Below are 15,081 nucleotides of genomic sequence, written 5' to 3'. Positions count from 1 at the left end.
CCCCCCCCCCCCCCCCCCCCCCCCCCCCCCCCCCCCCCCCCCCCCCCCCCCCCCCCCCCCCCCCCCCCCCCCCCCCCCCCCCCCCCCCCCCCCCCCCCCCCCCCCCCCCGCGGAGGGATCCGACGCTTCCGCGGCCGTTACCCGTCCCGTTCCCGGAACGCACCGTGCTCGCCCAGGACCAGCGAAGGGGTGGAAGCTGATGGCGGACGACAGAGCCGGACGCATCGCCGAATTCATCAGGCCCCTGAGGGTGAAAGCAGGGTCGGAGGTACGTCTGGACCGGGACTTCGACCCCCGTTACAAGGCCGGTCTGAAGAAGCGGGACGGGATCGAACTGCTGCGGACCGGGGTATCGCTGCTGGCCGAATACCAGGAGCGGCTGGCCGCCCAGGACACGTTCGGCGTACTGCTCTGCCTCCAGGCGCTGGACGCCGGCGGCAAGGACGGGACGATCCGCCACGTGATGAGCGGCGTCAACCCCCAGGGCGTACGCGTCAGCGGCTTCAAGGTGCCCTCCAGCGAGGAACTCGACCACGACTACCTGTGGCGCTACGCCCGGCGGCTGCCCGGCCGCGGCGAGATCGCCATCTTCAACCGTTCCCACTACGAGGAGGTCCTCGTGGTACGGGTCCACCCCGAGGTCCTCGCCCGGCAGAAACTGCCGGACGAACACCACGGGCCGGACCTGTGGGACCGGCGCTACCGGGAGATCAACCAGTGGGAGCGCTACCTCACCGACAACGGGTTCAAGGTGGTGAAGATCTTCCTGAACCTGTCCAAGGAGGAGCAGCGCACCCGCTTCCTGAAGCGGATCGACCTGCCGGAGAAGAACTGGAAGTTCTCCGCGGCCGATGTAAGGGAGCGCCGCCACTGGGACGAGTACCAGGAGGCGTTCTCCGAGATGCTGTCGGCCACGAGTACGAAGTGGGCGCCGTGGTACGTCGTACCGGCGGACCGGAAGTGGTTCGCCCGGATCTGCGCGGCGGCGGTCCTCGCCCACACCCTGATGGACATCGACCCCCGGTTCCCCGATGTGGGGGAAGAGGCGCGCAAAGAGCTGCTCGTCACCAGACGGGAGCTGGAGCAGGAGGCCCCGGCCGGTGTTCCGGCCGATCCGTACGCCGTCGGCCACCCGTCGGCCGGCCGGAGCGGCGGGCGGCGGAAGAAGGGGAGGAAGGGAGGGAAGGGGAAACGCGGCTAGGACCCCTCGGACCGGGACGCGCCGTGCCCGGACGTGCAGCATCCCCGGCCACGAATCGGAGGCGACGATGACAGTGCGGTCGGATTCCGTGGAGCGACGGCCCCGCGCTTCGCAGGATCTCTGGTACACGCGGGCCCCCGAGGAGGTCGCGGCGGCGTTCGACGTCGATCCCGCGGTCGGTCTCTCCGGCGCGCGGGCGGCGGACCTGCTGGCCGCACACGGCCCGAACGCGCTGCCCGAGGAAAAGCGCACCCCGACCTGGCTCCGGTTCCTGCGGCAGTACCGCAGCTACATGCAGATCGTCCTCGTGGCCGCCGCGGTCGTCTCGCTCCTCATCCAGGAGTGGACCACCGCCGTCCTGCTGATCTTCCTGACCCTGCTGAACGCGGTCATCGGCCTGCGCCAGGAGGGCAAGGCCGAGAGCGCGATGAACGCGCTGCAGTCGATGATGAAGGCGACGGCGAGGGTGCGCAGGGACGGCACGGAGGCAGAGGTCCCCGCCGAGCAGCTCGTCGTCGGGGACATCGTGCTCATCGCCGCGGGAGACCAGGTGGCGGCGGACGGGCGCATCATCAGGGCCAGCGCCCTGCAGATCGACGAGTCGGCGCTGACCGGCGAGAGCGTTCCCGCCGCGAAGGAAGTCGGCACGCTGACGGGCCCCCTTCCGGCGCCCGGCGACCAGACCAACATGGCGTTCATGAACACCCCGGTCACCCACGGCAGCGGCGTGGTCGTGGTCACGGCGACCGGTGCCGGCACCGAGCTCGGCAAGATCTCCGGGATGCTGTCCACCACCGAGAAGGAGGTGCCGCCGCTGACCAAGGAGCTCGACACCCTGACGCTGTGGATCACGGCGGCCGCGGGCCTCACGATGATCGTGATGTTCGCCCTGGGAAGGCAGCGGGACCAGTCCTGGGACGTCCTGTTCGTCAGCGCGGTCTCGCTGGCCATCGCCGCCATCCCCGAAGCCCTGCCCACCGTGACCCAGGCCATCCTGTCGGTCGGCAGCCTCAACCTGGCGGAGCGCAACGCCATCGTCAAGGAACTGCCTTCGGTCGAGACGCTGGCGTTCACGTCGGCGATCAACTCGGACAAGACCGGCACCCTGACGATGAACCAGATGACCGCCGTGGAGGTGGTGACCCCCACCGACCGGTACACGGTCTCGGGCACGGGCTACGAGCTCGCCGGGAAGGTCCACCACGCCGCGGGCTCCTCCCCGGACATCGAGGACGCGATCCTGCCCTACCTGGTGGCCAGCGACGCGAAGCTGGTGGACGGCCGGGTGGTGGGCGATCCCACCGAGGGCGCACTGCTGGTGCTCGCGCACAAGGCCGGGCTGGACATCGAGGGCACCAGGGAGCGGCTCCCCCGGCTGGCCACGCTGCCGTTCGACCCCGGCTACAAGCTGATGGCCACCTTCAACGCGGCGGTCGACGCCTCCGGGCGGGAGGTCGTCCGGTGCTTCGTCAAGGGTGCCGTCCCCGCGATGGTGGCACGGGCCGCCACCGCGCTCGCGGCGGACGGGGCCAGGCCGTGGGACGCCGAACTGGCGGCGCGCGCCGAGGCGCAGACCGAGCGGATGGGCGCCGAGGGGTACCGGGTGATGGCCGGGGCCACCCGTGATCTGGACCCGGCGGCCTTCGACCCGGAGGGCGACCTGCTCGCGTACGTCACCGAGCTGCGGATGACCAGCCTCGTCGCGATGGTCGACCCGCCCCGTGAGGAGGCCAGGGCGGCCGTGGCCGGCGCCCAGGCCGGGCACATCCGGGTCCGCATGGTGACCGGTGACGACGTCACCACCGGCGCGGCGATCGCCCGGCAGCTCGGCATCCCCGGCGAGGCGGTCCTGGGCGCCGACTTCGCGGCCATGAGCGAGGAGGAGCAGCTCGCCCGGATCGACGACATCGGTGTGGTGGGGCGCGTCGCCCCCGAGCACAAGGTGCTGCTCGCCGACACGCTCAAGAAGAAGGGCGAGGTCGTGGCGATGACCGGGGACGGGGTCAACGACGCCCCCGCCATCAAGGCCGCCGACATCGGCATCGCCATGGGCAGCGGCACGGACGTGGCGAAGAACGCCGGACGCATGATCCTCTCCGACGACAACTTCGCCACGATCGTCTATGCGGTGGAGCAGGGCCGCAGGATCTACGACAACCTCACCAAGTACATCCGCTTCGTGCTGCTCCTGCTGGTCACCTTCGTGCTGACCTTCCTCGGGGCCACCGTCTTCAACATCGCGGCCGGTGAGCCCTTCACTCCCCCGCAGGTGCTGTGGATCCACTTCGTGGTCAACGCCTCCTTCGGCTTCGCGCTGGGCTTCGACCGGGAGAGCCCCGGGCTGATGCTCCGCAGGCCGCGTCCGCGCGGGGAGTCGGTGCTGACCCGGTCCGTACTGGTGACGGTGGGACTGGGCGGCCTGGCGATCACCATCATCCTGCTCGGCCTCACCCAGCTCGGCCGGAGCTCCTCCGACGGCGCCGGGACCGGCCAGTCCGTCGCGTTCACCGCCTTCGCCCTGTGCCTGATCGTGGCGGCGTTCGAGTGCCGCAGCGAGACGGAGTCGGTGCTGACCGCGTCCACCTTCGACAGCAAGCAGATGAACTGGGTGGCACTGGCCCAGTTCGTGCTCGCGGTGCTGGTGACGCAGATGGACGGCTTCCGCCGCCTCCTCGGCACGACCGAGATCGACGCACGGCAGTTCGGCAGTGCGCTGCTGGCCGCCCTCGCGCTCCTGCTCCTGTGGGAGCTGGGCAAGCTCCTGGCCCGCCGGACGACCCGGGGCACCTGATGCGCGGACGGCTCGCCACCCGGCTGCGGGCCGTTCCCGGGGTGCGTGCCGCGTCGTCCTACCGAAGGGAGTGGCTGGTCAAGGACCTGGTGGCCGGGGTCGTCCTGACCACGCTGCTGGTGCCGCAGGGCATGGCGTACGCGGAGCTGGCGGGCCTGCCGCCGATCACCGGCCTGTACACGACGGTCCTGTGCCTGCTCGGGTACGCGGTGTGCGGGCCGTCCCGGATCCTGGTGCTGGGCCCGGACTCCTCGCTGGGGCCGATGATCGCGGCGACCGTGCTGCCCCTGGTGGCGGCGGACGGGGATCCCGCGCGGGCCGTCGCCCTGGCGTCGGTGCTCGCGCTCATGGTGGCGGCCGTCATGATCCTGGCCTCGGTGGCGAAGCTCGGCTTCATCGCCGACCTGATCTCCAAGCCGACGATGATCGGCTACATGAACGGTCTGGCGCTGACCATTCTGATCGGTCAGCTGCCCAAACTGCTCGGCTTCAGGGTCGAGGCGGACGACCTGCTCGGCGAGTTCGCCGGATTCGTGCAGGGAGTCGTCGGCGGGGACGTGGTGCCGGCCGCCGCGGCGGTCGGCTGCGGCGGGATCGTCTTGATCCTGGTCCTGCAGCGGCTGCTGCCGAAGGTCCCCGCGGTGCTCGTGATGGTGGTCCTGGCGATCGCCGCGGCCACCGTCTTCGACCTGGGCGGGCGCGGCGTCGGCCTGGTGGGGGTACTGCCCGAGGGCTTCCCGCCGTTCACCATCCCGGACGTGCGGCTCACCGACCTGACGCTGCTGCTGGGCGGTGCGCTGGGCATCGCCCTGGTGTCCCTGGCCGACACGATCTCCAACGCGTCGGCGTTCGCGGCCCGCACGGGCCAGGAGGTCCGGGGCAACCAGGAGATGGTGGGGATCGGTGTCGCCAACCTCGCGGCCGGTCTCTTCCAGGGCTTCCCCGTCAGCACGAGCGGCTCCCGTACGGCGGTGGCGGAGCGCGCGGGGGCCAGGAGCCAGCTCACCGGGGTCGTCGGGGCGGTGCTCATCGTCGTCATGCTGGTAATGGCCCCGGGCCTGTTCCGCAACCTCCCCCAGCCGGCCCTCGCCGCCGTGGTCATCACCGCGTCGCTGTCCCTGGCCGACGTCCCCGGGGCCGTGAGGCTGTGGCGCCAGCGACGGACGGACTTCCTGCTGTGCTGCGCGGCGTTCCTCGGCGTGGCCCTGATCGGTGTGCTGCCCGGCATCGCGATCGCCGTGGCCCTGTCCGTCCTGAACGTCTTCCGGCAGACGTGGTGGCCGTACCACACCGTGCTGGGGCGGGTGCAGGACCTGGAGGGGTTCCACGACATCCGTTCCTACCCGCAGGCCCGGCAGCTGCCGGGCCTGGTGATCTACCGCTTCGACGCGCCGCTCCTGTTCGCCAACGCCAAGGCCTTCCGCGACGAGATCAGGCGGCTGGCGGAGACGGATCCGCGGCCGAGCTGGATCGTGGTCGCGGCGGAGCCCATGACCGATGTGGACACCACCGCGGCCGACGTCCTGGAGGAGCTGGACGAGACGCTCAACGAGCACCACGTGCACCTCGTCTTCGCCGAGCTCAAGGATCCGGTACGGCGCAAGATCGAACGGTACGAGCTCACCCGCACCATCGACCCCGGGCACTTCTTCCCCACCGTGGAGGCCGCCGTGGAGGCCTTCCGTCGGCAGACCGGAGCCGAGTGGGAGCCCCCCGCCGACGGGCGGTGACCGCTCCCCCCGGTGGATCAGGAGCCGTCCCGTCCCACAGCGACGCGCCCCATCGTCAGGGCCAGCCGCCGCACCCGCCGCCAGTCCATCGGCGGCGCGGCGCGCGGGACGCCGGGCCGGTTGCGGGGCACCCGCACGCGCAGGGCGCCGGGTTCGATGCGGCAGCGCACCGGGGTGGGCAGCGAGAGGGCCTCACCGTCGACGCCGACCGCGACCACGGGAGCCTCGGAGTCCACGACGACCTCGCGGGCGGTGGCCTCGGTCAGCCCGCGGCCCTGGCCGCCGCGCAGCAGGAGCTGCGTGGCATCGGCGGCATTGTCGACGCCGACGCACAACACGCCGAGCTCGCCGGAGTCCAGCCGCTCCCGGCGTCCCAGCCCCGCCGAGTCGCCCCTCTGGTAGGGGTTGTTGCTCACCAGTACGGCCTGGGGTCCGTCCGTGGTCAGCGGACCGGCACGGACGCTCAGCAGGGCGCCGCTCTGGTGGGTCAGCAGGTCGGGGAGCATCTCCAGGATGGTGCGGGCCTTGTCGTCGCGGTAGGCGGGACTCTGGACGACTTCCGCGTACACGCCGAACGAGGCGTTGTTGATGAAGACGCGCCCCGGACTGCCGTCCACGGGCTCTCCGGCGTGGATGCGTCCGAGGTCGATGCGCAGTTCCACCGCGTCGGTCAGCGCCTCCAGACAGGTGGACGGGTCCTGCCGGTCCAGTCCCAGGTCCATGGCGAAGTGGTTGCGGGTGCCCGCGCTGATCACCATGAAGGGGAGGTCGTGCTCCGCCGCCACCTCGGCGACCAGGGCCTGCGTACCGTCGCCGCCCGCGACGCCTAGGAGGTCGGCCCCGCCCGCGACGGCCCGCCGGGCGAGCGCGGCCACGTCCTCGTGCCGGTCCGGATCCAGGACGACGACCTCCGCCCCCAGGGCCCTGGCCCGCTCCGCGAGCCGGAACTTCTCGACCTTCCCGCCGCCGGAGCGCGGATTCATGATGAGGAACGGGTGCCCGACCGGGCCGACGGGCCGCTCCGGCATGCCCGGCGGGGAGTCCTCGGTCAGCGCGCTCCGGCCGGCGAAGACGGCCAGCGCCCACAGGCCGAGCGAGACCAGCACGACCCACAGCAGGTCGACGGAGGCGTACAGGACCAGGACGGTGAGCGGCGCGGCGACCATGAGCACCACGGCCAGTGCCCTGATCCAGCCGGTGTGGGTGAGCATCCACCAGGTACCGGCGGCGGTCAGTACCAGACCCGCCCACGCGGCTCCCATGAGCAGGAGGCTCGCGAGCCCGGCGAAGACGACCAGCACCACGACCGCCGCCACGCCCGCCGTCAGGGCCAAACGCGCCGCCCAGCGCCTGTTCATGGGGGCTACCTCCCACCGCTCCACCGCGCACCGCCCGGATGCCCGGCCGGTGCGACCCGGGCGGGCCGGCTTCCCGCGGACGCGGACGCCGGCGGGGATCCACTTCAGCGTACGAGCGGTCACCGTGCGCGGCACGTCCGTGGTGGGGCGGCCGGGCCCCGGGACCATGACCTCGGAGGCCGGGCCGGCCCCTACTGCCAGTCCTCGTCCCAGGGCGGGTCCATCTCGTCCAGGTCGAAGGGCGGCTCGTCGGCGTCGGGTGCCGACGACCGCGGCGCCGGCGCGGGCGCGGGCGCCGGGTCGGCCGGGGGCGGGGCGGTGTCGGCGCCGGCGCATTCCGCGAGGGTGGCGAGGACCCCCTCCGCGTACTTGGTGAGCTTGGCCTCGCCGACTCCGCCGACGGTGCCCAGTTCTTCCACGGTGGCGGGCAGCCGCGTCGCGATCTCGCGCAGGGTCGCGTCGTGGAAGACCACGTACGCCGGTACACCCTGCTCGCGCGCCGTCGCGGCCCGCCAGGTCCGCAGGGCCAGGAACACCGGTTCGGCCCCGGCGGGCAGGTCGACCGGTACGCGGGCGCCCTTCCCGGAGCGCGCGCCGGACTCCTTGCGGGAAGGGGCGGCGGCCGCCTTCTCCTTCCGCAGCGGGACGCTGCGGCGGCCTCCCAGGACCTCGCCGCTCTCGTCCGTGAGGACCAGCGTGCCGTAGTCGCCCTCGACGGCCAGCAGGCGCTGCGCCAGGAGCTGGCGGACCACGCCGCGCCACTCGGCGGTGCTCAGGTCGGCCCCGACGCCGAACACCGACAGCCCGTCGTGGTCGAACTGGATGACCTTGGCCGTCTTCTTGCCCTGGAGGATGTCGATGATCTGCCCGGCGCCGAACTTCTGACGCCGTTCCTTCGCCAGCCGCCACACCGTGGACAGCAGTTTCTGCGCCGCCACCGTCCCGTCCCAGGACTCGGCGGGCGTCAGGCAGGTGTCGCAGTTGCCGCAGGGCTCGCCCGGCTGCCCGAAGTACTCCAGCAGCCGCACGCGCCGGCAGTCGACCGTCTCGCACAGGGCGAGCATGGCGTCCAGGTGCATGCCGAGCGAACGGCGGTGCGCCTCATCGCCCTCGGAGCCCTCGATCAGCTTGCGCTGCTGGACCACGTCCTGCAGGCCGTACGCCAGCCACGCCGTGGCAGGTTCCCCGTCACGGCCGGCGCGGCCGGTCTCCTGGTAGTAGCCCTCGACGGACTTCGGCAGGTCGAGGTGGGCCACGAAGCGCACGTCGGGCTTGTCGATGCCCATGCCGAAGGCGATCGTCGCCACGACCACGATCCCGTCCTCCCGCAGGAAGCGCGCCTGGTTCGCGGCGCGCGTCCGGGAGTCCATGCCCGCGTGGTAGGCGACGGCCTCGACGCCCTGCTCCACCAGGAAGGCCGCGGTCTTCTCCACCGACGCCCGGGACAGGCAGTAGACGACTCCCGCGTCCCCCTCGTGCTCGGTCCTGATCAGGTCCAGCAGCTGCTTGAGCGGGTTGTTCTTGGGGGCGATGCGGTACTGGATGTTCGGCCGGTCGAAGCTGGCGACGAAGTGCCGGGCGTCGTCCAGGCCGAGGCGGGCCACGATCTCGGCGTGGGTGGCACGGGTGGCCGTCGCGGTGAGCGCGATCCGGGGCACCTTCGGCCACCGCTCGTGCAGCATCGACAGCGCGAGGTAGTCGGGCCGGAAGTCGTGGCCCCACTGGGCGACGCAGTGGGCCTCGTCGATCGCGAACAGGGAGACCCTGCCCCGGTCCAGGAGCCGCTGGGTGCCCTCGGTGCGCAGCCGCTCGGGAGCCAGGTACAGCAGGTCCAGCTCGTCGGCGAGAAAGGCCTGCTCGACGGCCTGCCGCTCGTACGGGTCCTGCGTCGAGTTGAGGAATCCGGCCCGCACCCCGAGTGCGGTGAGCGCGTTCACCTGGTCCTGCATCAGGGCGATGAGCGGCGAGACCACGACGCCCGTGCCTTCTCTGACGAGCGCCGGGATCTGGTAGCAGAGCGACTTGCCGCCGCCGGTCGGCATCAGCACGAGTGCGTCACCGCCGCCGACGACCTGCTCGATGATCTCCTGCTGCTCACCGCGGAAGGATCCGTATCCGAAGACGCGGTGCAGCACCTCCAGCTCAGGGGAGGTCTCGGGGGAAGCGTCCGTAAGGGCCATCCACGAAGCCTATCGGCAGCCGCCGACACCCCGGCCCCACCGGCGGGAGCCTGTGGACGACCGGCGGGCCGGGGCTCTTGGCGCGTTCCTTACGCCCGCGCCGGCCGTCTTCACGCGCCCTTGACGGCGGCGCGGGTGGCCCGCCGCGCCGTCGAGGGCAGGATGGAATGGGGGACGGGGAGGGCGGGCGAACAGGAGGCACGACACGTCCGGGTACCGACTCCGCGACCCCGCCGCCCTCTCGGCGGCCGCCTGGTTCGACTTCTTCCTCACCGCGCCCTACGGGCGGTTCGTCATCACGGGCCGCGCGGACGTCGTGACGGCGGCGCTGCTGCTGGTCGTCGGCCTGATCGTCGCGCAGCTGGCGGTGCGCGGGCGCCGGCTGCGCTCGGCCGTGGCGACGGACGCCGCACAGCTGTCGAGCCTGCGGCGGTCCGCCCGGCTGGCCGAGTTCGGCGGTTTCCCGGACGCGGCGGTCGAGTACGTGGGCCGGGAGCTGACCGGGCTGCTGGGGCTGCGCGGCTGCCGCTTCGAGTACGGGACCCTGATGGGGCACCTGCCGCGGCTGGAACACGACGGCGGCGTGTGGTGGCGCCGCGGGGACCGGGTGACGGAGTACGCCGACCGGCCGGACGGCGGGACCGAGCTGCGGGTGGTCGGCGGCGGCCACTACTACGGGCGCTACCTCCTCGACCCGCCGCCCGGCCGCCCGCTTCCCGCCGAACAGGACCGCCTGGTGGCGGTCGCGCTGGCCGCGCAGGCCGGGGCGGCCCTGGACACGGCGGGCCTCTCGGCAGGTCACCAGTAGTGGCGCCGGCCGCCGACGGCGTGTCCGACCGAACCGAGGATCCACAGCACCGCACCCACCACGAGCAGGATGATCCCCAGGGTCCACAGGATGGAGATGCCGGTCAGGAAACCGATGAGCAGGAGAATCAATCCGATGACGATCATGGTGTCCCTCGTCTTCCGCTAGGGGGGCGGTGCGGGGTGCGATCCGCCGGGGTGTGACTCCCGGCGTCTACCCGGCGATCCCTGTCCCACCGCTTTCGGGCCCGTCCGGTTTCAGAGGGGTTCCACGTCCAGGAAGGCGGCGAGCGCGGATTCCGCGGTGTCGGGCGGGTTTCCGGGGGCGCCGGGGAGGGACTGTTCCGCCCAGATGACCTTGCCCTCCGGGGTGTAGCGGGTCCCCCAGTGCTCGCTGAGCTGGGCCACGAGGAAGAGTCCCCGTCCGCCCTCGTCGGTGGTGGCGGCGTAGCGCAGGTGCGGGGCGGTGCTGCTGCCGTCCCACACTTCGCAGGTCAGGGCGTGGTCGTACAGGAGCCGGACGCGCACCGGCCCGGAGCCGTGCCGCAGGGCGTTGGTGATCAGCTCGCTGAGGATCAGTTCCGTGGAGAAGCCCAGCTCGGACAGGCCCCACGCGTCGAGCTGGCGGGCGGCGGCGTTGCGTACGGTGCCCACCTCGCTCGGCTCGAACGGCACCTCCCACTGGGCGACGCGGTCGGCGCCGAGGGTGCGCGTGCGCGCGATGAGCAGGGCCACGTCGTCGGTCGGGCGGGCCGGCAGCAGCCGGTCGAGGACGGCCCGGCAGCTCTCCTGCGGGTCCCGGTCCGGATGGCTGAGGGCGGCGCGCAGCAGCTCCAGCCCCTCGCCGATGTCCCTGGTCCGCTCCTCGACGAGCCCGTCGGTGTACAGGACCAGCTGGCTGCCCTCCGCGAGGTACAGCTCGGCGGTCTCGAAGGGCATCCCGCCCAGCCCGAGCGGGGGCCCGGCCGGCAGCTCCACGAACTCGGTCCGGCCGTCGGGGGCGACCAGGAGGGGCGGCAGGTGCCCGGCCCGCGCCACCGTGCACAGCCGGGACACCGGGTCGTAGACGGCGTACAGGCAGGTCGCGCCGAGTACGCCGCCGCCGGGGTCGGCGGCGTCGTCCGCGTCGTGGTCGATGCGCTGCACGAGGTCGTCCAGGCGGGCGAGGATCTCCTCGGGCGGCAGGTCGAGGGAGGAGAAGTTGTGGACCGCCGTGCGCAGACGGCCCATGGTGGCCGCCGCGTGCAGGCCGTGGCCGACGACGTCCCCGACGACGAGGGCGACCCGGCTGCCGGACAGCGGGATCACGTCGAACCAGTCCCCGCCCACCCCCGACTGCGCGGGCAGGTAGAAGTGCGCCACGTCGACGGCGCTCTGCTCGGGCAGGGCGCGGGGCAGCAGGCTGGTCTGGAGGGTCACGGCGAGGGCGTGTTCGCGGGTGTAGCGGCGGGCGTTGTCCATGCTGACGGCCGCGCGGGCGACGAGTTCCTCGGCCAGGGACAGCTCGTCGTCGTCGAAGGGCTCGGGCTTCTGGGAGCGCCAGAAGTTGACCACGCCCAGGACGACGCCCCGGGCGGTGAGGGGGGCCGCGATCAGCGAGTGGATCCCGAAGTCGATGATCTCCCGGGCACGCGGCGGGTCCTGGGCCTGCCAGCCGGGCGCGTCGGAGAGGTCGGGCACGAGCTCCGCCTCGCCGGTGCCGTAGCCGCGCGCCTGGGGGGTGGAGGGCAGGAAGTCGATCAGCCGGCCGCGGGGGTAGAGGGGGTGGTCGGAGCGGATGCCGCTGACCGCCGTGCGCCGCATGTCGGCCCCCGGGCCGGGTTCGTCCCCGTCGAGCACGGAGTCGGCGAGGTCGACCGTGACGTAGTCCGCGAACCGGGGGACGGCGACGGCGGCGAGTTCCTCGGCCGTGCGGACCACGTCGAGGGTGGTGCCGATGTCGACGCCCGCGTCGTAGAGCAGCTTGAGGCGCCTGCGGGCGGTCTCGGCCCGGCTGGTGAGGATCCGCATCTCGGTGGAGTCGCGGATGGTGACCGCGCTGCCCTCGGCCCGGCCGCGGGTGTGGGTGGGGCGCTGGTTGACGACGAGCAGCCGGTCCCCGGCCTCCAGTACCTCGTCGGTGGCCACCCGGCCGGACAGCAGCAGGTCGGACATCCGGCGGTCCAGACCGGGGACGTCGCCGATGTAGCGCCCCTCGGCGCCCTCCGGCAGCCCGAGGAGCCGTTTGGCCTCGTCGTTGGCCAGCAGCAGCCGGCCGTCGCCGTCGGTGATGACGACGCCCTCGCGGACGGCGTGGAGCACCGCGTCGTGGTGTTCGTACATCCGGGTCATCTCGTGCGTGCCGAGGCCGTGGGTCTGGCGGCGCAGCCGTCTGCTGATCAGGGCCGTACCGCCGGTGGCCAGGGCCAGGCCGGTCGCGATGGCGAGGAGGATGACGGGGAGCTGGCGGTCGACGACCCCGCTCACGTTCTTGACGGTCAGGCCCGCCGACACCAGGCCGACGACCTTGCCGTCGGCGGCCTTGACCGGGACCACCGCCTGGATCTCCTGGCCGAGCGGGCCGTTGACGCTCTCGGTGTAGGTGTGCCCGGCGAGGGAGGGCGCGATGGTGCCGACGAAGCGTTTGCCGATGCGGTCCGGCTTGGGGTGGGAGTAGCGGATGCCGTTGGTGTCCATCACCACGATGAAGTCGACGCCGGCGTCCTTGCGCGTCGACTCCGCGAGGGGCTGCAGGATCGTGGACGGGTGGGGGGTCTTCAGGGCCCCCTGGAGCCCGAGGGAGTGGGCAAAGGTTTCCGCGACGGCGACGGACCGGTTGCGCGCCTCCCGGTCGACGTCGTGGCGTGACTGGAGCAGCAGGGCGATGAGCGCTCCGGTCGCGAGCAACACCACGATCGCCACCTGAAGGACGAATACCTGTCCGGCGACGCTCCGGAAGTGCTTGCCTACGGGTGACCGCACCGACGTGCCCGGCGCGGGTGGCGGCGAGGAAGGGTCACGCACCCAGTTGTAGCACTTCCGGATGGCCGCGGCCCCCGACAGGCGCGAAATGCGTCCCGCCGGTCACGCGCCGTGTCGCGGCGCGTGCGGGCGCGTGGCGGTCCTACCGGGGGGCGGAGGCCGCGGCGAGGGCCGTGGTGGACGGAGCCTGCGAGGTGGGCGCGGCCGGGGTGGCCGGGGTGGCCGCCGGGGTCTGGGGGTCGCAGGTGACCTCGTCGCGCGGGGTGTAGTGGGTCTTGAAGTCCTCGTGCCGGACCGTGCGGCCGCCCTGGACGAAGTCACGTCCGACCTGGACGTCGAAGCCCTCCAGCGGGGTCTGGACCTCGCAGGTCGGCCCGCTGCCCGTGATCTTGGCGGGCGGGGTGACCTGGGTGCGCGGCCCCTTGGTCGCCTTGATCTCGTCGTACTTCTTCGTGCCGAGCAGGGTGATGGTCAGCGAGGTGTCGGTGGAGTGGGCCTGCACGTAGAGGGCGTGCCCGGTGTCGTTGACCCAGCGCAGGTCGAGGGTGCCCCAGGCGACGGTGGCCTCGCGGCCCTCGGGGTAGCGCTCGATGTAGAACGAGTGCGCGCCGTGTTCGACGAGCTTGACGCCGCCGAAGAAGGCGGCGTTGTACATGGTGGTGGCGACGGCGGAGACCCCGCCGCCGGGCGATTTCACGAACCGGCCGTCGTTGATCATGATGCCGTCGACGAAGCCGTTCTCCTTCGTGCGCTCGCCGACGGTCCGGTTGAAGCTCCACTCCTCGCCCGGCAGGACGACGGAGCCGTTGATGAGCTCCACGGCACGGCCGATGTTGGTCGTGCGGTACGGGGCGGCGGGGAACTGGACGGTGAAGGAGGAGACCTTCTCCTTGATCCCGAGCCGCCGGGCCTCGGCGCTCGTGAGGTCGGGCTGGACCTCCTCGGTGGCGACCTCGCCGCTGCGGCCCGCGCCCGTACCGGTCAGCAGGGGCAGTACGGCGCGTCCGAGGGCCGCCTGGGTGACCTGGTGGCCGGGGCGGCCGTCGGTGTCCACGGCCACGCGGCCGGCGGCGTCGAGGCCGAGCACGGCGTCGCGCGGGGCCTGTACGGCCCGCTCCACGGGTCGGGCGACGGCGGGGTCGGCGAGCAGGCCCTTGGAGTCGAGGGCCGGTACGAGGCGGCCCCGGGGGTCCGCCTCCATCGTGAGGTGCTCGCCGAGGACGGCGGGGGTGATGGGTATCCGCTTCCCGGCGACGGCGACCGTCACCGGCCCGGACATCGCGGGCCGCGCGAAGGCCTCCAGGGCCCGGTTCGTCTCCTCGGCCCCGACGTGCGGCTCCCGGCGCTCGACCGGCAGCACGACGGGACCGGTGGAGCCGGCCTGGTAGGCGGTGCGGAGGGTGTCGAGGGCGCGGTCCTCGATCAGGTCGATGCCCGGCCGGGCATCGACGGCCTTGACGGCGCCCTTGTCGAAGGCGATCGATCCGTCGCGGACCTGCTGGCGGGTGCTCTCGTCGAGACGTCCGAGGGCGGCCCGGGCGGTGGGCTCGTCGACCCTGGTCACGGGCTCGATGTCGCGGTCGGTCGAGGTGAAGAGCCTGCCGATGACGGTGACCGGGTCGTGGCCGGTGCGGGCGGCGAGGTCGACGGTCGCCCCGGTGTCGAGGGAGAGGCCCAGCGCGGCCGGGTCGGCCTTCTCGACGCGGTCGCCGATCTTCATCGCCACGGGCGCCGCCGCGGCGGGTCCGAGCGCCCGGTCCAGCGCCTGGCGGGCCTCGGCGCGGCTCATGCCGCCGATGTCCACGCCCCGCACCCGGGTCCCCTGTTCGATGTCACCGCCGGTCACGAGTCCGGTGACGTAGAGGCCGCCCAATCCGAGTACGGCGGCTCCGCCCACCAGCGGCAGAGCGATCCGCCAGTTGCCCGTCCTGTTGCCCGCGCGTGCCATGTCACTCCCTGGGGCGGCGCCCCGCACGCCGGCGGCGCTGGGCCCCGGCAGCATCCCGTACTTTAAGAATTACCACCCTAAAGATTTAACCCAATATGTGTTTTG

General features: G+C 72.6%; 8 protein-coding genes and 1 pseudogene. 4 read left to right on the top strand and 5 right to left on the bottom strand.

Annotated features, from left to right (window positions below):
• Window positions 1–199: 199 nt before the first annotated feature.
• From ACEPPI_RS36680 to ACEPPI_RS36670, 3 genes are all read left to right on the top strand, one after another.
• Window positions 200–1,201 (top strand): polyphosphate kinase 2 family protein, encoded by a 1,002-nt coding sequence (locus ACEPPI_RS36680; protein WP_373919598.1) that lies wholly within the window; start codon window positions 200–202, stop codon window positions 1,199–1,201.
• Window positions 1,202–1,268: 67 nt separating this feature from the next.
• A complete protein-coding gene (locus ACEPPI_RS36675; RefSeq protein WP_373919597.1) occupies window positions 1,269–3,992 on the top strand; it encodes a cation-translocating P-type ATPase in 2,724 nt (907 codons plus the stop codon).
• Complete coding sequence (locus tag ACEPPI_RS36670) at window positions 3,992–5,722, top strand: SulP family inorganic anion transporter (RefSeq protein WP_373919596.1); 1,731 nt, start codon at window positions 3,992–3,994, stop codon at window positions 5,720–5,722. Before ACEPPI_RS36675 ends, ACEPPI_RS36670 begins: the two co-directional genes overlap by 1 nt.
• A 17-nt stretch (window positions 5,723–5,739) precedes the next feature.
• Here ACEPPI_RS36670 and ACEPPI_RS36665 read toward each other — a convergent pair whose 3' ends face one another.
• Entirely contained in the window at window positions 5,740–7,080 is a 1,341-nt protein-coding gene (locus ACEPPI_RS36665; protein WP_373919595.1) for a diacylglycerol kinase family protein, read from the bottom strand.
• Window positions 7,081–7,271: 191 nt separating this feature from the next.
• Window positions 7,272–9,260, bottom strand: coding sequence for a DNA helicase RecQ (gene recQ, locus ACEPPI_RS36660; RefSeq protein WP_373919594.1), 1,989 nt, complete (start codon window positions 9,258–9,260; stop codon window positions 7,272–7,274).
• Window positions 9,261–9,504: 244 nt separating this feature from the next.
• Here recQ and ACEPPI_RS36655 point away from each other — a divergent pair.
• A pseudogene (locus ACEPPI_RS36655) lies at window positions 9,505–10,068 on the top strand (DUF4118 domain-containing protein); the annotation flags it as partial.
• Here ACEPPI_RS36655 and ACEPPI_RS36650 read toward each other — a convergent pair.
• The 3 genes from ACEPPI_RS36650 to ACEPPI_RS36640 form a co-directional block, all read right to left on the bottom strand.
• Window positions 10,059–10,214, bottom strand: a complete 156-nt coding sequence (locus tag ACEPPI_RS36650; RefSeq protein WP_371679907.1) for a DUF6131 family protein — start codon at window positions 10,212–10,214, stop codon at window positions 10,059–10,061. The pseudogene ACEPPI_RS36655 and the gene ACEPPI_RS36650 sit on opposite strands and share 10 nt — an antisense overlap.
• A gap of 111 nt (window positions 10,215–10,325) precedes the next feature.
• Window positions 10,326–13,028 carry a SpoIIE family protein phosphatase gene (locus ACEPPI_RS36645; RefSeq protein ID WP_373919593.1) on the bottom strand — a complete coding sequence of 901 codons (2,703 nt, stop codon included), beginning with the start codon at window positions 13,026–13,028 and terminating at the stop codon, window positions 10,326–10,328.
• Between the two features lie 142 nt (window positions 13,029–13,170).
• Window positions 13,171–14,976 carry a VanW family protein gene (locus ACEPPI_RS36640; protein WP_373919592.1) on the bottom strand — a complete coding sequence of 602 codons (1,806 nt, stop codon included), beginning with the start codon at window positions 14,974–14,976 and terminating at the stop codon, window positions 13,171–13,173.
• Between the last annotated feature and the right edge of the window lie 105 nt (window positions 14,977–15,081).

The organism is Streptomyces sp. AB3(2024) (genome assembly GCF_041862025.1).
In the GTDB taxonomy this organism is placed as follows: Bacteria; Actinomycetota; Actinomycetes; order Streptomycetales; family Streptomycetaceae; genus Streptomyces.
The sequence above is the reverse complement of the archived record's forward strand: the minus strand, read 5'-3'. Positions and strand labels throughout refer to the sequence as shown.